The 16,889-nt window shown below is 69.1% G+C and carries 15 protein-coding genes; 3 read left to right on the top strand and 12 right to left on the bottom strand.

Annotated features, from left to right (window positions below; translation table 11 throughout):
* Positions 1–39: 39 nt before the first annotated feature.
* On the bottom strand, positions 40–1,671 hold the full coding sequence (locus tag OG407_RS06195) for a long-chain-fatty-acid--CoA ligase (RefSeq protein WP_405855767.1): 1,632 nt from the start codon (positions 1,669–1,671) through the stop codon (positions 40–42).
* A 224-nt stretch (positions 1,672–1,895) separates the two neighbouring features.
* Here OG407_RS06195 and OG407_RS06190 point away from each other — a divergent pair, with 224 nt between their 5' ends.
* The 3 genes from OG407_RS06190 (at position 1,896) to OG407_RS06180 (ending at position 4,658) form a co-directional block, all read left to right on the top strand.
* Positions 1,896–2,504 (top strand): TetR/AcrR family transcriptional regulator, encoded by a 609-nt coding sequence (locus OG407_RS06190; protein WP_405855765.1) that lies wholly within the window; start codon positions 1,896–1,898, stop codon positions 2,502–2,504.
* 120 nt (positions 2,505–2,624) lie between these two features.
* Complete coding sequence (locus OG407_RS06185; protein ID WP_405855763.1) at positions 2,625–3,776, top strand: acyl-CoA dehydrogenase; 1,152 nt, start codon at positions 2,625–2,627, stop codon at positions 3,774–3,776.
* An 18-nt stretch (positions 3,777–3,794) separates the two neighbouring features.
* Positions 3,795–4,658 carry a 3-hydroxybutyryl-CoA dehydrogenase gene (locus OG407_RS06180; protein WP_405855761.1) on the top strand — a complete coding sequence of 288 codons (864 nt, stop codon included), beginning with the start codon at positions 3,795–3,797 and terminating at the stop codon, positions 4,656–4,658.
* Positions 4,659–4,725: 67 nt separating this feature from the next.
* Here the strand turns inward: OG407_RS06180 and OG407_RS06175 are convergent, their stop codons facing one another.
* The 11 genes from OG407_RS06175 to OG407_RS06125 form a co-directional block, all read right to left on the bottom strand.
* Positions 4,726–5,589, bottom strand: a complete 864-nt coding sequence (locus tag OG407_RS06175) for an SGNH/GDSL hydrolase family protein (RefSeq protein WP_405855759.1) — start codon at positions 5,587–5,589, stop codon at positions 4,726–4,728.
* Between the two features lie 112 nt (positions 5,590–5,701).
* On the bottom strand, positions 5,702–7,252 hold the full coding sequence (locus tag OG407_RS06170) for a class I adenylate-forming enzyme family protein (protein ID WP_405855757.1): 1,551 nt from the start codon (positions 7,250–7,252) through the stop codon (positions 5,702–5,704).
* A gap of 19 nt (positions 7,253–7,271) precedes the next feature.
* Positions 7,272–8,420 carry a saccharopine dehydrogenase family protein gene (locus OG407_RS06165; RefSeq protein WP_405855755.1) on the bottom strand — a complete coding sequence of 383 codons (1,149 nt, stop codon included), beginning with the start codon at positions 8,418–8,420 and terminating at the stop codon, positions 7,272–7,274.
* A 65-nt stretch (positions 8,421–8,485) separates the two neighbouring features.
* Positions 8,486–9,523, bottom strand: a complete 1,038-nt coding sequence (locus tag OG407_RS06160; protein WP_405855753.1) for a dihydrodipicolinate reductase — start codon at positions 9,521–9,523, stop codon at positions 8,486–8,488.
* Between the two features lie 49 nt (positions 9,524–9,572).
* Positions 9,573–10,583, bottom strand: a complete 1,011-nt coding sequence (locus tag OG407_RS06155; protein WP_405855751.1) for an NADP-dependent oxidoreductase — start codon at positions 10,581–10,583, stop codon at positions 9,573–9,575.
* Positions 10,580–11,470: an NAD(P)-dependent oxidoreductase gene (locus OG407_RS06150; protein WP_405868307.1), complete on the bottom strand. Its 891-nt coding sequence runs from the start codon at positions 11,468–11,470 to the stop codon at positions 10,580–10,582. The genes OG407_RS06155 and OG407_RS06150 overlap by 4 nt, the downstream gene beginning before the upstream one ends.
* Positions 11,455–12,963 carry an aldehyde dehydrogenase family protein gene (locus tag OG407_RS06145; RefSeq protein ID WP_405855749.1) on the bottom strand — a complete coding sequence of 503 codons (1,509 nt, stop codon included), beginning with the start codon at positions 12,961–12,963 and terminating at the stop codon, positions 11,455–11,457. The genes OG407_RS06150 and OG407_RS06145 overlap by 16 nt, the downstream gene beginning before the upstream one ends.
* A gap of 25 nt (positions 12,964–12,988) precedes the next feature.
* Positions 12,989–13,762, bottom strand: a complete 774-nt coding sequence (locus tag OG407_RS06140; protein ID WP_405855747.1) for a gamma-glutamyl-gamma-aminobutyrate hydrolase family protein — start codon at positions 13,760–13,762, stop codon at positions 12,989–12,991.
* Positions 13,762–14,868 carry a Zn-dependent alcohol dehydrogenase gene (locus OG407_RS06135; protein ID WP_405855745.1) on the bottom strand — a complete coding sequence of 369 codons (1,107 nt, stop codon included), beginning with the start codon at positions 14,866–14,868 and terminating at the stop codon, positions 13,762–13,764. Before OG407_RS06135 ends, OG407_RS06140 begins: the two co-directional genes overlap by 1 nt.
* On the bottom strand, positions 14,868–16,223 hold the full coding sequence (locus OG407_RS06130; protein WP_405855743.1) for a glutamine synthetase family protein: 1,356 nt from the start codon (positions 16,221–16,223) through the stop codon (positions 14,868–14,870). The genes OG407_RS06135 and OG407_RS06130 overlap by 1 nt, the downstream gene beginning before the upstream one ends.
* Positions 16,216–16,836, bottom strand: a complete 621-nt coding sequence (locus OG407_RS06125) for an SCP2 sterol-binding domain-containing protein (RefSeq protein ID WP_405855741.1) — start codon at positions 16,834–16,836, stop codon at positions 16,216–16,218. Before OG407_RS06125 ends, OG407_RS06130 begins: the two co-directional genes overlap by 8 nt.
* Positions 16,837–16,889: the final 53 nt, after the last annotated feature.

The following is a 16,889-nucleotide window of genomic DNA, read 5'->3' as shown; positions in this document are numbered from 1 at the left end:
CGTCCGCAACCCGGTGCCGCCACAGCCGCGCTCTCCGCGTCAGCCGTGCACGCGATGAGTGCGGCCGGCCCACTCCGGCTCGCGCAGGGCGAATTTCTGGATCTTCCCGGTCGAGGTCTTCGGCAGTTCGGCCACGAGGTCGATGTTCCGGGGCGCCTTGTATCGGGCGATCTTCGCCCGGACGTGTTCGATCAGCTCCGCCTCGGTGGCCTGCTTCCCCGTCTTGAGGACGACGAAGGCCTTCGGCCGCTCTCCCCATTTCTCGTCCGGCACCCCGACCACGGCGACTTCGAGGACCGCCTCATGGCTCATCAGCGCCTGCTCCACCTCGATGGTGGAGATGTTCTCGCCGCCGGATATCACCACGTCCTTGGCCCGGTCACGCAGCTCGACATAACCGTCGGGGTGCATGACGCCGAGGTCGCCGCTGTGGAACCATCCGCCGGCGAAGGCCTTGGCGGTGCCCTCCGGGTCGCGGTAGTAGCCCGCCATCACGTTGTTGCCCCGCATCACGATCTCGCCCATGGAACTGCCGTCGGCCGGTACGTCGACCATGTCCTCGCCCACGACGCGCAGGCCCTCGGTCTGGATCATGCCGACACCCTGACGGGCCTGGACCACCGCCCTTTCGTCGGGTGGGAGGGCGGACCAGTGCGGTTGGGCCTGGGAGACGGAGTACGGGCCGTAGGTCTCGGTCAGGCCGTAGACGTGCACGATCCCGAAGCCCATGCGCTCCATCTGCAGGATCGTCGTGGGGCTCGGCGGAGCACCGGCGGTGGTGATCACCAGCGGGTGGTCGAGGGGGCCGGCCTGCCCCGCGTTCAGGATCGTGGTGACCACGGTCGGTGCCCCGTTCAGGTGGGTGACCCGATGCTTGCGGATCTGCTGCCAGATCGCGTCGCCGCGCACCTCGCGCAGACATATGTGCGTCCCGCCGATGCCGGTCACCGCCCACGGCGTGCACCAGCCGTTGCAGTGGAACATCGGCAGGGTCCACAGATAGACGCTGTCCTGATGGTGGGAGGAGTGGACGATCTCCCCGAACGAGTTCAGGTACGCGCCTCGGTGGGTGTAAACGACGCCCTTCGGGCGGCCTGTCGTCCCCGAGGTGTAGTTGATGGAGATAGGGGTGAGCTCGTCCTCGACCGACCAGTTCAGCCGCTCGTCCGAACCACGCGCCGTGAAGTCGGCGTAGCTCACCAGCCGCGATCCGATCGCCGCGGCTGCCGCGGGGTCCACGCTCCCGCCCGCCTCGGTGTCCTCGAACACGATGACTTCGGTGACCGTCGTGACGTCCTCGACGGCGGCTGCGACGGTCGGGAGGAAGGCCGCATCGGTGACCAGGACCTTCGCGCCGGAGTGAGCCAGAATGTAGGCGATCTCCTCGGCGGAGAGCCTGGTGTTGACGGCGACGAGCACGGCCTGGGCGAGCGGTACCGCGAAGTGCGCGACGAGCATCTCGGGCAGGTTGGGCATGAGATAGGCGACCCGGTCGCCGGCCCGCACACCGCTCGCTCGAAGCGCGTGGGCCACACGGGTCGCCCGGGCGGCGAACTCGCCGTAGCTCAGGCTCCTGTTCCCGTAGATCACTCCCGGCTTGTCGGGCCATACACGGGCGGTTCTCTCCAGGAAGGACAGCGGGGTCAACGGGGTGTGGGAGACGGCGTTCATGAACGGTCCTCCTGGCAGCAGCGACAAGAGTTGGCGGTGGCTCGGCCACGGTATTCAGCACGCATGGCCAGGTCAAGTGACTTGATCAAATGATCAGGCTTTGGTCGGCGGGGAGGGGTCCGTCCGGATCCGGACCAGAGGCCCGCTCGCCGCTGCCGGTGGACGTCTAGACTGCTAACTGACTTGTTCATATGACTCAGACAAAGGATCAGGGAGGTTCGCGCATGGCTCGCGTTCCCATGGACCAGCGCCGGCAGGACTTCATCGAGGCGACGGTGCGTGTCATCGGCGAGCGTGGGACGAGGGGGGCGACAACCCGTCGTATCGCGGAGGCGGCGCAGGCGCCGCTGGCTACGCTGCACTACGTTTTCCATACCAAGGAGCAGCTGTTCTTCGCCGTTTTTGAACATGCTTCCGATCAGTTGCTCGAACGGATCAGCGCGAGCAAGGGTGGCTCCGGGCTGGGGAAAACCGCCGCGTCCCTCCTGGACACCACGATGAGCTGGTACATGGAGAACGACGACTACGCCCGTGCGCAGTTCGATCTGTACATGTGGGCGCTGCGGCAGGAGGACGTGCATCCGGGGCTGGCCACCCGGGCCTACGACCTGTTCATCGACCGCTTCGCCGACGTGCTCCGGAAGCATCTCGCGGACGACGACGATCCAGAGCTCGTGGAGCCGTTGGCCCGGATTGTGACGTCGCATCTTGATGGCCTCTGTCTGCAGTGGCACGGATACCGTGACCGCGCCCGGCTGGACGCCGATGTCGCCCTCGCGGGGGAGGCGATCGAGCTGCTGGTGGAGTCGCGGCGCGGTCGGAGTCGAGCATAGGGTACTGAGTTCCCCAATGGGTGACACTTGGTGCCGAGAGACGTCTTGATCGTGGCACTCAGTGCCCTTAGGGTGGGGTACTCAGTGCCATTCCTGTCAGCTCTCTCGAAGGTTGTGCCCGTGGGCCGCGATGTCGACCTGTACCGCCCGTCGGAGGAGCACGACATGCTCCGCGACGCGATCCGTTCACTGGCCGAGGCGAAGATCGCGCCGTACGCCGCAGCGGTGGACGAGGAGTCACGCTTCCCGCAGGAGGCCCTGGACGCCCTCGTCGCGAACGACCTGCACGCCGTCCACGTGCCCGAGGAGTACGGCGGCACCGGCGCGGACGCGCTGGCCACGGTGATCGTGATCGAGGAGGTGGCCCGCGTCTGCGCGTCCTCCTCCCTCATCCCGGCGGTGAACAAGCTGGGCTCGCTCCCGGTGATCCTCTCGGGTTCCGAGGACCTGAGGAAGCGCTACATGACCCCGCTCGCCAAGGGCGACGCGATGTTCTCGTACGCCCTCTCCGAGCCGGACGCGGGCTCGGACGCGGCCGGCATGAGGACGAAGGCGGTCCGCGACGGCGACCACTACGTCCTGAACGGCGTGAAGCGCTGGATCACCAACGCGGGCGTCTCCGAGTACTACACGGTGATGGCGGTGACGGACCCCGGGAAGCGCAGCAAGGGCATCTCCGCGTTCGTCGTCGAGAAGTCCGACGAGGGCGTCTCCTTCGGCGCCCCGGAGCGCAAGCTCGGCATCAAGGGCTCCCCGACCCGCGAGGTCTACCTCGACAACGTCCGCATCCCCGCCGACCGCATGATCGGCCCGGAGGGCACCGGCTTCGCCACCGCGATGAAGACCCTGGACCACACCCGCATCACCATCGCGGCCCAGGCCCTCGGCATCGCCCAGGGCGCCCTCGACTACGCCAAGGGCTACGTCAAGGAACGCAAGCAGTTCGGCAAGCCGATCGCCGACTTCCAGGGCATCCAGTTCATGCTCGCCGACATGGCCATGAAGATCGAGGCCGCCCGCGCCCTCACCTACCAGGCCGCCGCCGCATCCGAACGCGGCGACAAGAACCTCACCTTCCAGGGCGCCGCCGCCAAGTGCTTCGCCTCGGACGTCGCCATGGAGGTCACCGTCGACGCCGTCCAGCTCCTCGGCGGCTACGGCTACACCCGCGACTACCCGGTCGAACGCATGATGCGCGACGCCAAGATCACTCAGATCTACGAGGGCACCAACCAGGTCCAGCGCATCGTCATGGCCCGCAACCTCCCTTAAGACCCAGAGGACTTCACCATGGAAACCATCTCCCGTCTCGGTGTCGTCGGCTGTGGCCTGATGGGCTCCGGTATCGCCGAAGTCGCCGCACGTGGTGGTCTCGACGTCCTCGTCGCGGAGACCACTCCTGAAGCCGCCGACGCCGGCAGGCGCCGTATCACCGACTCCCTCGACCGCGGAGTCCGGCGCGGAAAACTCACCGAGGAAACTCGTGACCTCGCCCTGGCCCGGCTTTCCTTCACCCACGACCTCGGGGACATGGCGGACCGTCAGTTCGTCATCGAGGCCGTCGCCGAAAACCGGGACATCAAGACCAGCGTCATCCGGACCCTGGACAAGGTCGTCGCCGATCCGGACGCCGTCCTGGCGACCAACACCTCCTCGCTGCCCATCGTCGATCTCGCGGTCGCCACCGAGCGGCCCGGGCAGGTCATCGGGATGCACTTCTTCAATCCGGTGCCGGTGCAGCGGCTGGTCGAGCTGATCCCCGCGCTCACCACGAGTGAGGACACCCTGGACCGTACGCGTCGCTTCGCGACCGAGCGGCTCGGCAAGGTGACCGTCCAGGCCCCCGACCGCTCGGGCTTCGTGGTCAACGCCCTGCTGGTGCCGTATCTGCTCGCCGCGGTGCGGATGGTCGCGGCCGGTTCGGCGAGCGCCGAGGACATCGACCGCGGGATGGAACTCGGCTGCGCCCACCCCATGGGGCCGCTGCGGCTGCTGGATCTCGTCGGCCTGGACACCGTCGAGTCCATCGCCGACACGCTGTACGACGAGTACAAGGAGCCGCTGTACGCGCCGCCCGCGCTCTTGCGCCGCATGGTCGCTGCCGGGCACCTCGGGCGCAAGAGCGGTCGCGGGTTCTACGGCTACGCGAGCTGATCCGGCGGCGATTCGGGCAGGAGCTGTTCGGCCCGGAGGCGCTTGCCGGTGATGGCGTACAGGGTGGTCACTGAAGGCCGGACAGCACCTGCGCGGCCGTGTTCGCCATGCCGAGAGCGTTCGGGTGGATGGGCGCCGCGTCCTGGACGTCCAGGAGGCCCTCGACCCAGCGGGTGCCGGGTGCCTGGCAGAGATCGTGGCCGACACTGGAGGTGTACGTGTCGACGAACTCGGCGCCGTTGGCGGCGGCTTGGGCGGAGAGCAGTTGGTTCAGCCGCTGTTCGATGCCGTTCAGGTACGGTACGTCGCCGGTCGCGACGGGAACGTCCACCGCGCACTTCGACTTGGCGTCGGGCAGCAGATCCGGGTAGCCGACGACGGCCACCCGTGCGTGCGGGGAACGCTGGTGGATTCCCTGGATCACGGCTCCGACCTTCGGCGCGATCTCGTCGAGCTTTTGGAGAATCTGGTCGGTGCCGCCGCTGTTGTAGTTCTTCTCGCAGGGCGCGCCCGTGGGGTCGGAGAAGCTGAGTACGACGCAGGTGACGACAATTCCCGCGAATCCGGCGTCATTCCCGCCGATCGTGAGCGTGACCAGTCCCGTATTGGACGTCAACGCGTCGAACTGCGGCGCGATCCCGAGCTGGCGGCCCGTCATGTCGTCCGTCACCGCACCGCTGCAACTGACGTCCGTGAAGGCCGTGGGGGTGGCCGCCCGGGCCACCAGCGAAGGGTAGTCGTGGTCGGAACGGGCGCAGATCCCCGAGTCGGAGACCGTCTCGGGGATGCCGGGCCCGGCGACGTAGGAATCACCCAGCGCGACGTAGTCACCGGCAGTCGGTGTGGCTGCCGCGGGGCCGGATGCGGTGACCGCGAGGGTTACGGCAATTCCGGTGGCGGCAGCGGTCCGTAATCGTAAGGGCGTTTTCACGCGCACAATTCATCTCCTTCGACGAAGTTGTGCGGGATATTGCTACCGCCCGGTAATCATGTCAACGACGACGCCGGAATTAGCGCTCCGCGCACAAAGACGGCAACCGCTTTTATACATCCGGTACTCCCGAGGCCGCATGGTGCGAGAACCGCCGCGCGACCTCGCGCCGGTCGACCTTCCCCGAGGCCGTCAGCGGGAGCTTGTCGTAGACGGTCCAGCGCTCGGGGACGGCGTAGTCGGGGAGCCGTTGTGCGAGGTGGTCGCGGGCCGCGCGCTCGTCGAAGAGCGTGTCCGGGCGGGGCTCGACGGCCGCGGCCACCCGCTGTTGCAGGACCGGGTCGTCGATACCGAACACCACCACCTGCCCGACGTCGGGGCGCTGGGCGATGCACGACTCGACGAAGGACGGCAGGATCTTCTCGCCACCCCGGTTGATCACGTCGTCGACCCGCCCGGTGAGCCACAGCAGGCCCTCGTCGTCGAGGTAGCCGAGGTCTCCGGTACGGAGCCACTCACCCCTGAACTTCTGCTCGGTGAGCCCGGGTTGACGCCAGTAGCCGGTCATCCGGGTGGGGCCGGACACCCACACCTCGCCGGTCACCCCCGGGGACTGTCGACGGCCCTGCTCGTCCACGACCTTGAGCTGTACGCGCGGCGCCGGCAGGCCGACCGACTCGCCCTTGGCGGCGACGAGTTCGTGCCGCAGGAGACTGACGATCGAGGTGAACTCACTCAGTCCGTAGGCGTGGGTGAGTCGCAAGTGCGGCCATCGGCCGAGGAGTTCGTCGATCCACGCGGCGGGCATCGGGCTGCCGCCGAAGAAGAGCTTCGAGGCGGGACCGTAGATGTGCTCGGCCTCCTCGGACATCATCAGCATGCGCAGGATGCTCGGGACCGCGGCGAGGAAGGTGACCGGGCGTTCCCGCAGTTCGGCGATCGCGTCGGCCGTACGGTACTTCGTCAGCAGATGGGTTCGGCCGCCGACGACGAGCATGTGCCCGAACTGGTCGTTGAATCCCGTGTTGTGGAAGATCGGTACGAGGACCAGCGTGCTGTCGTCCTGGGTGCTCCCGTGGAACTCGGCGACCGCGAGAGCCCCCTTGAACAGGGCCTCGTGACTCAGCATCGCGCCCTTGGGGACGCCCGTCGTCCCGGACGTGAAGCTGATGAGGGCGAGGTCACCGGGGCTCGGCGCGTCCGGAAGGGCAGGGGCCGCGGGCTCGGCCGACTCGCCGGCCCGGCGGAGCAGCTCGCCGAGCTCGATCACCTCACGGTCCGACCGCGCGCTGTCCCGCACGAGTTCGGCGGTGGAGGCGTCGTGGAGGACGGCCTTCGCCTCGATCAGTTCGCACTGGTCGCTCAACTGCCCTGGGTTCAGGCGGTTGTTGGCCGGGGCCACGACGACGCCCAGGCGCAGGCACGCGAGGTACGCCACGACCCAGGCCACGCTGTTCCGGCCGATGAGGACGACCCGGTCGCCCTTGCCCACGCCGCGCGCCGCCAGTGTTACGGCGACGCCGTCGACGCCGGTGTCCAGCTCGGCGTAGGTGCGCTGCTCGGCCCCGTGGCGCAGGGCCACTCGGTCCGGGCTCGCGCGCGCCCAGCCGCGCAAGGCCGCCGGCAGCGTCAGCACCGGCTCGCTCCGATTCTCTGTCTGCATGATGGCGGCAACCTTTGAACTAGGCCGCGGGCGCGGGCTGCACGCGCGTGATGCGGGAGCCCTCGCCGGCGAGGGACACAAGGATGTCTTCGTACAGCGGCAGTGCGACGTCCCAGCGCAGTGCCTCGGGTCCCCAGGCGCCCGGCAGGGCACCGTGGTCCAGGAGCACGACCGCCGCCACGGCGGCGCCGAGTCCGGTGGTACGCGACATCGGGGCGTCGTCGGTGATCGCGAGGGAGCCGAGGACCTCCTGGCCCGCCAGAGCCTGGACGAGGACCGCGGAGGAGGCGCTCGGCTGCTCATCGGGCTTGCGGTTGTAGCGGGCCCACATCAGCTTCCACAGGAACTCGGCGGGCTCCACCTGCGTGCCCTCGATGTCGACCGTGACGTCGGTGTGGCCGAAGCCGATCCGGCCCAGCGTGGAGAAGGCGGCGTTGGCCCAGGCGGGCCGCAGCGTGCCCTTGCAGCTCGCGTACGTCAGCTGCGGGTAGTGCCGGGACAGCGTGACCGGTTCGGGGTGGGCGGTGTCGTAGGCCTCGATGACACCGTGCGGCTGGGGGAACGCGTACGACGCGGCGGTCGACGGCACGAAGCCGGCCGACTGCTCCCATTTTCCGTCCCGGTAGACGGGGCAGGTGCTCACGGCCATGTGCAGCATGTGCCGCAGCGGGGCGAGACCGCCCGGGTCGCTCTCGTGGACGAGCCAGACGACCTGGACGCCGTCCGCGCTGGGGTGGGCGTCCAGCAGGCGGCTGGCCATCCAGTTGGAGACGCCGGGGGAGAGGCCCGCACCGGTGATGAGGGGCAGTCCCGCCTGCTTCGCCTCGTCGTCCAGGGCGAGGATGGCCTCGGTCCCCTCGACGTCGTCGCAGATGTCGACGTAGGCGGCACCTGCGGCCAGCGCGGCGCGCGCCACGGCGTCGGAACCGGCGAAGAAGGGGCCCGTGAGGTTGACGACGGCGTCGACTCCCGTCAGGTCCACCTCGCCCTTCGACACGTCGGCGATCCGCCCGGTCACCCGCTCCGGTGCCAGCGACTTCGCGTGCTCGACCGCCTCCTCGGACCGGTCCAGGGCCACGAACTGTGCGTCGGGGAGCCGGTCGAGCAGGATGCCGAGAGCGCTGCGGCCCATCTGCCCCAGCCCGACGACCGCGACGGTGCGCGTCATGTGTGTCTCCTTCGATGTCAATGCGGTGGATGTCCGTGCCGGTGCGGTTGTGTGCCGGCTGCTCGTTACGCGAGAGCGCCGGGCGTGACGTAGCTCTGCATCGGCAGCGCCCGGTAGCGGAGCGGGGGCAGCTGGTCCGGGGTCACGAAGCCGGCCGGGGCGTTGATGACGTCCGGGATGCGGTTCACCCACTGCGTACAGGTCGTCGTGTAGCTGGGGACCCGGCCGTTGTCGAGGTAGAGGTCGGGCTCGCCCTTGACGACCCACTTGTTCATGTCGCTCTCGCCCTCACCGAAGACGTAGCCCGACATCTCGAAGGTGAAGGTGGGCCCTTCGACGGTGGTCATCACGTCGATGTCCGCGTAGCCGATCACCGTCCCCTTGGAGAGGGTGACGCCGATGCTGTTGGAGTACCGGTCCTCGTCCGCGACGACCGGGCTGATCTCGGTCTTCCGCTCCTTGGGGGTCAGTCCGGTGGCCTGGGCCAGTGCCGAGAGCAGGTTGCCGCCGAAGGTCGGTGGGCGGTGTTCGGACGCGATGGACTCCTGGAACTGCTCCAGGGTCTCTCCGACGTGTTTGCTCTGGATGATGGCGGCGCCGTATTCGTCGGCGTTCCAAGTGGCCTTGCCGTACACCGAGTCGATGCGGTGCGCGGTGCCCAGGAGGGCGCTGACCTGGTGGAGCCAGAAGGAGTCCTGGTGGCCGGAGCCGGTGATCGTCACACCGTTCCGCTTGGCCAGCGCGTCCAGTTCGGCGGCGATGCCGGGGGAGGAGGACCAGGGATAGAGGGATTCCTCGGAGATCGTCACCACGTTCGCGCCGCTGCGGACGCACAGCGCCAACTGGTCCTTGATCTCCGGCAGGAAGCTCTGCGTCGCGTGCAGGACGACATCCGGCCTGCGGGTGGCCAGCACCTGTTCCGCGTCCGCCTCGATGGGGACGTTGAGCCGGCCGATTCCGGCGAACTCCCCGAGATCGCGGCCGACTTTATCGGGATTCCGGGCGATGGCGCCGACGATCTCGACGCCCTTCTCGGTCATGAGCCTGGTGGCCAGTGCGCCCATGGCGCCGGCGCCGTACACGACCGCTCGAATTCTCCGCATGCCGAACTCCTTGGGAATACCGGGGATTTCAGGGGGACATCAAGGGGATTCAGTGCGCGAGACGCACGAGCATCTTTCCGAGGTTGGCACCCCGGAAGACATCGAGAAGTGCGTCCACGGCATTTTCGAGACCGTCCACGTAGGTCTCCTGGTATGTCAGTCGGCCGTTCGCCAGCCATTCGGCGGCCCGTGCCTGGAATTCCCCGGCCAGGTCGTCGTTGTCGTACACGATGAATCCCTGGAGCTTCAGCCGTCGCACGATGGCGAGTCCCAGATTGCGCGGCCCGTGGATCGCGCTGTCGTCGTTGTACGACGCGATGGAGCCGCACAGGGCGAGTCGGCCGAAGTCCCGCATGTGGGTGAGCGCGCCCTCCAGGTGCTTGCCGCCGACGTTGTCGAAGTAGACGTCGATGCCGTCCGGAGCGTGCCGGGCGAGTTGTTCGGCGACCGGTCCGTCGTGGTAGTCGAAGGCGGCGTCGAAGCCGAGTTCGTCCAGGAGGTAGCGGACCTTCGCCGGGGATCCCGCCGAGCCGATGACCCTCGCGGCGCCCAGGTTCTGGGCGATCTGGCCGACCGCGCTGCCCACCGCGCCCGCGGCCCCGGAGACGAAGACGATGTCGCCCGGCTCCAGTTCGGCGACACGCACCAGGCCCGTGTACGCGGTGAGGCCGGTCATGCCCAGCACCCCGAGGTAGGCCGACGCGGGCGCGCGGCCCGTGTCGACCGGCGTGGCCCGTACGCCGTCGACCACGGCGTGCTCGCGCCAGCCGTGGTCGTGGACGACCATGTCGCCCACCGCGAACGCGTCGTCGGAGGACTTGATCACCTCACCGACGGCCCCGCCCTCAAGGGGCGCGTCGACCGCGAAGGGCGGGACGTAGGACTTGCCCGCGTTCATCCGGCCCCGCATGTACGGGTCGACCGACATGACGGTGTTGCGGACCAGGAGCTGCCCCGGGCCGGGCTCCGGCAGTTCGGTCTCGACCAGGCGGAAGTCGTCGTGGGTGGGCCAGCCGTCCGGCCGGCTGGCCAGCTGGATCTCACGGGTCACGAATGTCATCCGGTCCTCCCGAGGACCTCGTGGGTGACGGCCAGCGACCTGTCACCGAGCCCGGCGGCCTGTGCCGCCCGGAGGTTCGCCAGGAATCCGGCGCCGATGTGGGCGGGCTGCCCGATCGCGCGGGCGGTGTCGGTGATCAGGGCCATCGCCGCCTCGTAGGTGTGGACGGTGGCCTGATCGGTCTCGTAGGCACCGGACATGATCTGTTCCGCGCCCTCCGGGATCTCGGTGCGGAGCAGATCGAGAAACCGCAGGGCGTGGACGGCGAGCCGGTCCGCCGGGACACCGTGGTGGGAGGCGTAGGCGCTCGCCTCGTAGAAGGCACCGAGGGCGGTGCAGAAGAAACTGCCCGTGGCGGCGGTGTCGATGACATTCGCCTCGTGGATGGCCTCCGAGGTGTGGACCGTTCCCGCACCCATCGCGGCGAGGACGTCGCGGTACCTGTGCCAGGCTGCCTCGGGGCCGGAGACCAGGATGTCCGCCGTAGTGCCGACGTCCTTGGGGTACGCCAGAACCGCCCCGTCCAGGTAGGTCATGCCCGTGGGGGCGAAGGCCTTCTCCATGTCCGCCGCCGCGGCGGCATCCCCGGTGGTGAGGTTGAGGAACGCCGTCCCGGCGGTCGCGCACCCCGGGGCCATCGACGTCACGACCTCCCCGACCGCCCGGTAGTCGGACAGCACGGCGACCGTCACTTCGCCCCAGGCGACGGCCTCGCTCGGCGTCCATACCGTCCGTGCACCCTGGTCCGCGAGTGCCACGCACTTGGCCGGGGTGCGGTTCCACACGGCCACGTCGTGTCCGGCGTCGAGGAAGGCCTTCGCCACCGCCGATCCCATGAGGCCCATGCCGAGCACGCTCACCCGTGTCGCGGTCACAGCGCGATCCAGGTCGTCTTCAGGGCGGTGAACTTCTCCAGCCCGTGCACGCTCTTGTCCGCGCCGTGGCCGGACAGTTTGCGCCCGCCGAACGGGACCGAATAGTCGCCCTCCTCGAAGCAGTTGACCCAGACCAGACCGGCCTCGATGGCCCGCGACATCCGGTGGGCGCGGCTCAGATCGCCGGTCCACACCGACGAACCCAGGCCGTAGTCCGAGTTGTTGGCGATCGAGACGGCCTCGGCCTCGTCGGAGAAGGTGAGGACGGACAGGACAGGACCGAAGATCTCGTGCTGGGCGAGCCGGTCATCGGGCCGGACGTCGACGAACACCGCCGGTTCGACGTACCAGCCGGGCCGGTCGAGCGGCCGGTCGGAGCCGAGGACGAGCTTGGCGGAGGTCTCCGCACCCTTGGTGATCTCGGCCAGTACGTCGTCACGGTGGCGCCTGCTCGCCAGCGGGCCGAACTGCGTGGCCGGGTCCAGCGGGTCGCCGATGCGCAGGGCGGAGAGGTGTTCGACGACGCCGGCGACGACCTCGTCCCGTACGGACTCGTGGACGATGAGCCGGGATCCGGCCGTACACATCTGACCGGAGTTGAAGGCGATCGCCCAGGCGGCCGTCCTGATCGCCTCGGCCATGTCGGGGGCGTCCGGGAAGATGATGTTCGGCGACTTGCCGCCGAGCTCCAGCCAGACCGGCTTGGCGTTGGACTCGCCCGCGTAGGTGAGGAGTTGCTTGCCCACGTCGGTGGAGCCGGTGAAGGTCAGCGTGGCGATGTCCGGGTGCCGGCCGAGGGCGGCACCGGTGACCGGGCCGCTGCCGGTGACGACCTGGAGCACTCCGGCCGGAACGCCGGCCTGGTGGGCGAGTTCCGCCGCGCGGAGCATCGACAGGGGCGACTGACTGGCCGGCTTCAGTACGACGCTGTTCCCGGCGATCAGGGCGGCGGGCACTTTGAACGTCGACAGGGTCATGGGGAAGTTCCACGGGGTGATGGCCGCGATCACCCCGAGGGGTTCGCGGGTCACCAGCGCCAGCGAGTTCTCCCGGCCGCGCGGCGACTCGTCCATGACCTTGTCGGCGAGTTCCCCGTACCAGCGGATGAGGCCGATGACCGTGCGCATCTCGACGGCCCAGGCGTCGGTGACCGGCTTGCCCATCTCCAGCGCTATGAGGAGGGCGAGTTCGTCGCGGTGCTCCTCCAGCAGGTCCGCCCAGCGGATCAACACCTCACCCCGTTCCCGGGGTTGGAGGCGTGACCAGTCGCCGCGGAGGAAGGCCTTGCGCGCGCTCTGGACGACAGCGTCGATGTCGGCCTCGTCGGCGGCCGGAAGGTGTGCGACGACCTGGCCGTCACGCGGCGCGATGAGAGGAGTGGTCGCCCCATCGCGGGCACCTGCCCATGCGCCGTCCACCCACATTCCCTCGGGAACGCGCAGGGAGCCGAGCAGGGTGAGCCATTCGTCCTTCGTCGTGGGTGCGGGCTTGTGTGTGCTGCTCATGGGTATCGCTTTCCTCTCGACGAGCTCAACGGGCCGTGGCGGGACCGGCGTTGGGGTGGGTGCCGGATGCGGCTGCCGTCAGCCAGCCGAAGGCGGGGTCGGTGGTCTCCTGCCATTCGGGGTGCCACTGGATGCCCAGGAGGGGCAGGCCCGGCAGTTCGATCGACTCCACGACACCGTCGGACGCGCGCCCCGAGACGACCAGCCCGCTCCCGAGGGCGTCCACCGCCTGGTGGTGCCAGGAGTTGACCCGCGCGCTCCCGCCGTACACCGACGCGGCCAGCGAGCCGGGCGTGAACGTCACCACGTGGTCGGGTTCGCCGTCGGTCAGGGCGGCGTTCGGCGAGTAGTGCTCGACGGCGCTCAGCGGGAGGTCGGGCACGAGTCGGCCGCCCAGTGCCACATTGAGGAGTTGGTGCCCCCGGCAGACCCCGAGCACCGGAACGCCGCGGTCGATCGCGGCGCCGATCAGCGCCGCCTCGTACGCGTCGCGCTCGACGTCGTGGGCCATGGTGGCGCAGCGAGGGTCGGCGTCGGCCGGCACCGCGCTCTCGTCCCCGCCCCAGCGACCGGGGTGGACGTCCTGGCCACCCGTGATGATCAGGCCGTCGAGACGCTCCACCGCTTCCGCACTGCCCGCCTCGAACGGCAGGTGGACGGGGATGCCGCCGGCTTCGGCGACACCGCGCGCGTAGTCGGAGAAGAACGAGTCGAAGTGACGCCCGGCGAACCTCTTGTCCATGCCGTGGACCAGGCTCGCGCTCAGCCGGCGCCCGGTGATGCCCACCAGCGGTCGCATCAGATCTCCCCGATGTCGGCGACCACCCGGGTCGCGTTGCCCGAACTCAGCGTCGCGAAGCCGCTGTTGATGTCGCGCAGGGTGACGCGCTCGGAGACCATCTCGTCGAGCAGCAGCCGTCCCTGCAGATAGAGGTCGACGTACCGGGGCACGTCGACCTTGAACTGGTTCGATCCCATGAAGGAGCCCTGGAGCCGCTTCTCCTGGAGATAGAGCTCCGAGCCCTTGATGGCGATGGGCACGGTGTCCGGCACCATGCCCACGACCGTGGCGAGGCCACCGGGTCCGAGCATCGAGAACGCCTGCCCCGCCGTGACACTGTTTCCTACGGCTTCGAAGCTGAAGTCGGCGCCGCCGCGCGTGAGTTCGCGCACCGCCTCGACCGGATCCACGTCCCGCCCGTTCACGGTGTGGGTCGCGCCGAACCGCTCCGCCGCCTTCAGTTTCTCCGGGACGATGTCCACGGCGATGACCTGGGCGGCGCCGGCGATCTTCGCGCCCTGGATGGCGGCCATGCCGATGCCACCGGTGCCGATGACCACGACGCTGGTTCCCGGCTGGACCCGCGCACTGCGGAAGACCGCGCCGAGTCCGGTGGTCACCGCGCAGCCCAGAATGCTCGCGGTGGCCAGGGGCATGTCCCGGGGGATGGCCACGAGCGCGTTCTGGTGGACGACCATGGCCTGGGCGAAGGCCCCGATCCCCGCCGTCGGACGGACCGGGTGGCCCGCCGCGTTCAGCAGACGCGGCCGGGGCCGGTCGTGCGACAGCCCGTTGCGGTTCTCGCACAGCGTCAACTGGCCGTTGGTGCAGTACCGGCACCGTCCGCAGAACACGGACAGGCAGGTCACGACGTGGTCGCCCGTGCGCAGCCCGATGACGTTGGCGCCGACGGCTTCGACGACCCCGGAGGCCTCGTGGCCCAGGAGGATCGGAGGATCGGTCTCGAAGGTCCCGTTGATCTCGTGCAGATCCGAGTGGCACAGACCCGCGTTCACCACCCGGACCAGCACCTCGTCGGGTCCGGGGTCGTCCAGCTGGAGCTGCTCGATCTCCAGTGCTCCAGGTGCGGTGTTGAGGACCGCCGCCTCGATCGTCGCCCCCATCACGGCAGCTCGAAGTAGCGGTTGGACTCCCACTCGGTGAGACCCGTGTCGGGGTCCCCGCCGGTGGTGTGGAACTGCAGCCATTCCCACTGCCTGGTGCCGAGCCAGTAGTCCACGAGTTCCTGGCCCAGCACACCGGTCAGGAGCGTGTCGGCCCGCAGGGCCTCGGCGGCCTTGCTGATGGTGTTCGGGATCTTCGGCATCCCCGGCGGAAGGCACCAGGCCATGTCGTCGAACGGCTCGGGCGGCTCGATCTTGCCGTCGAGCCCGGCCACTCCGCCGGCCAGCACCGCGGCCAGCACCAGATAGATGTTGGCGTCGGCGCCGGGCGTCCGGTACTCCAGGCGCGAGTACTTCGGATGCCCTACGACGGCACGTACGGCCGTGCTCTTGTTGGCGACGCCCCAGGCGACCGTCGTCGGCGGTCCTTCCAGTTCCTGTAGGCGGCGGTACGACGTGATCGCGGGCAGCGCGAACGAGGTCGCCGGCGCCAGGGTGGCCATCACCCCGCCCAGGAAGTGGGTCATCACCGGCGACGGGCCGAACTCGTCGTAGAAGACGTTCTCGCCGTCCCGCTCCAGCGAGACATTGATGTGCGAGGCCTGTCCGTACTCGTCGCACCACTTCGCCATGAACGTGACACAGCGGCCCTGCTCGAAGGCGACCTCCCGCATGACCTGCCGGGTCCGTGCCCAGTAGTCCGCGGCCGTCACCGGGTCGGCCGGTGCGACGTTGAACTCGATCTGCCCCGAAGCGGCTTCGTCGCCCCAGGCCTCCCACGGGATGTGGAGCTCCTCCAGCCGGCGGGCGACCGCCAGCATGTAGTCCTCCCAGTCCTTGGACTTGGCGAGGTGGTAGGCCGAACCGGCGTTCCCTCCCAGCGGGGTGAGGCCGCGGTAGCCCTTGCTCCGGGCCTCCTGGATCGACTCCTCGAAGACGGTGGCCTCGATCTCCACCGCGACCTTCGCGTCGTAGCCCCGATCGGCGAGCAGCTTGGTCATCCGCTGCAGGGCGTTGCGCGGACACGCCGAGACCGGATCGCCGCCCGGGTCCCAGAATCCGCCGATGACCGAGGCCCTGCCCGGTGACCATTCGACGAGTGTCGACAGGTCGGCGTGCAGGAAGATGTCGGCCAGGTCGCCCCGCCAGGAGGGCATGGCGAACCCGAACTGCGGCGCGTTGCCCAGATCGAGCCCGAACGCCACGTCGGCGAAGGCGAATCCGGACTTGAGCCCGGACGCGAACTTCCGCGGCGAGACGTTCTTGCCGATGAACGCGCCTTCGAGGTTCGTCCCCTCGATCCGGACGCTCTCGATGCGGTGTTCCGCGAGCCAGCTGTCGATGTTCTCAGGCATGGAACCTCACCTTCAGCGAAGCGCCCGCCATGACGGAAAGCTGGGTCATGGTGCCGCGGACGGCGAGCGAGCCCGCGTAGACCTCGTCGAGGAACACGTCGGTCCCCGACAGCACACGGGCGAGCTTCTCGGCCTCACCGCACAGGACGTAACGCGGCAGACCGCCGCCGAGGACCAACTCCTCCTCCTCGCATACGACGACCAACTCCCGCGGCATTCCGGGGTCCTGGGCGGTCAGCTCCCAGAAACGCGTGGCCGCGTTCCGCCAGTGGGGCAGGGGCGGTCGCAGGACGCGCAGGACGTCGGCCACGAGCGGTGCGTCGGGCTCGGCACCGGTGACCGACTCGACGGCGAAACGGTCCGCCAGGTCCACGGTCAGGACGAGGTCCGCATCGGACGCGGTGCCATGACCGACCCGCACCCGGTTCTCTCCGAACCGGATCGTGACCGACTGCGGGTCGTCCTTCGACCTGACGACGACCGTCTCCCGGAGGGACGCCAGCAGACGACGGGACTCCGGGTCGCGGGTGTCGGCCCGCAGCGTGCGGCCGACCGTCAGCACGAGGGGAGTCGGGTCGTCCTCAAGTACCACCGATACAGCGGGGTCGGTCATGGCCGACTCTCCAATCGTGTCGCTCTCTTGGTGCCGGTTGCCGGCGAGAGGAG

Source organism: Streptomyces sp. NBC_01515, from assembly GCF_045040345.1.
In the GTDB taxonomy this organism is placed as follows: Bacteria; Actinomycetota; Actinomycetes; order Streptomycetales; family Streptomycetaceae; genus Streptomyces.
Note: the sequence above shows the minus strand (reverse complement) of the source record. Positions and strands in the feature narration are given on the sequence as shown.

What these genes read in the sequence shown, in the direction of transcription:
- OG407_RS06195 (WP_405855767.1), bottom strand. Translation starts at nt 1,671, where the DNA reads ATGAACGCCGTCTCCCACACCCCGTTGACCCCGCTGTCCTTCCTGGAG.
- OG407_RS06190 (WP_405855765.1), top strand. Translation starts at nt 1,896, where the DNA reads ATGGCTCGCGTTCCCATGGACCAGCGCCGGCAGGACTTCATCGAGGCG.
- OG407_RS06180 (WP_405855761.1), top strand. Translation starts at nt 3,795, where the DNA reads ATGGAAACCATCTCCCGTCTCGGTGTCGTCGGCTGTGGCCTGATGGGC.
- OG407_RS06170 (WP_405855757.1), bottom strand. Translation starts at nt 7,252, where the DNA reads ATGCAGACAGAGAATCGGAGCGAGCCGGTGCTGACGCTGCCGGCGGCC.
- OG407_RS06165 (WP_405855755.1), bottom strand. Translation starts at nt 8,420, where the DNA reads ATGACGCGCACCGTCGCGGTCGTCGGGCTGGGGCAGATGGGCCGCAGC.
- OG407_RS06160 (WP_405855753.1), bottom strand. Translation starts at nt 9,523, where the DNA reads ATGCGGAGAATTCGAGCGGTCGTGTACGGCGCCGGCGCCATGGGCGCA.
- OG407_RS06155 (WP_405855751.1), bottom strand. Translation starts at nt 10,583, where the DNA reads ATGACATTCGTGACCCGTGAGATCCAGCTGGCCAGCCGGCCGGACGGC.
- OG407_RS06145 (WP_405855749.1), bottom strand. Translation starts at nt 12,963, where the DNA reads ATGAGCAGCACACACAAGCCCGCACCCACGACGAAGGACGAATGGCTC.
- OG407_RS06140 (WP_405855747.1), bottom strand. Translation starts at nt 13,762, where the DNA reads ATGCGACCGCTGGTGGGCATCACCGGGCGCCGGCTGAGCGCGAGCCTG.
- OG407_RS06135 (WP_405855745.1), bottom strand. Translation starts at nt 14,868, where the DNA reads ATGGGGGCGACGATCGAGGCGGCGGTCCTCAACACCGCACCTGGAGCA.
- OG407_RS06130 (WP_405855743.1), bottom strand. Translation starts at nt 16,223, where the DNA reads ATGCCTGAGAACATCGACAGCTGGCTCGCGGAACACCGCATCGAGAGC.
- OG407_RS06125 (WP_405855741.1), bottom strand. Translation starts at nt 16,836, where the DNA reads ATGACCGACCCCGCTGTATCGGTGGTACTTGAGGACGACCCGACTCCC.